Annotated in this window: 1 protein-coding gene; it reads right to left on the bottom strand. The window is 41.9% G+C overall.

The genetic code is table 11. From position 1 onward, the window contains the following. Positions 1-640, bottom strand: a 640-nt coding sequence (locus QL995_RS21655; protein ID WP_290295082.1) for a transposase, incomplete at both ends; no start/stop codon positions are given.

Raw genomic sequence — 640 nt, 5'->3', positions numbered from 1 at the left:
TCAGTGATATTACTTTTAACAGGCTTGCCTTTACTGCCTGTTTTCTCTTCGTGAGTGGCTAAAAACTCGGTGATTTTATCTGCACTTTTATCTAGCTTTTCTTTTTGTTTTAAATCCTGAGTTATCAATTCTTCGCCCAGTCCATCTTGTGATTGGTGGCGTTCAATAATACGTTTGCTTGCGCGTTCTAGTTTTGCTTTTTTGCGACCTAACTCATCGAATGTGCCACTCCACTCTTTACTCGCATTGGACTTTAATTTACACCCATCAATGGCAAACATGTTGCGGCCTATCAAGTCTTCCTCATCACATATCATCAGCACTTGCGTAAAAATCGGCTCAATCTGTTCATGCATTTTAGCAACGAAGCCTGCTATTGATGTGTAATGCGGCTGGATATCTCCCGACACACTCATAAATAAAATGTTCGTCTCACACGCTTTAGCAATTCGACGGCTACTGATCAAACCATGTGCATAGCCCAGTAAAATAATCTTTAGCATTACCGAAGGTGGATACGCCGCCGCGCCCGTTTTGTCATTGTTGTACCACGCGTCAAACCCCGATAAATCGAGTTTATTTTCGACAATATAACAAAGGGCATACTCAAAAGTGCCAGGCAGAATTTGCTCAGCGAAAT

It is taken from the genome of Pseudoalteromonas sp. APC 3358 (genome assembly GCF_030408075.1).
In the GTDB taxonomy this organism is placed as follows: Bacteria; Pseudomonadota; Gammaproteobacteria; order Enterobacterales; family Alteromonadaceae; genus Pseudoalteromonas; species Pseudoalteromonas arctica.
This window is presented reverse-complemented; position numbering and strand designations above follow the sequence as displayed.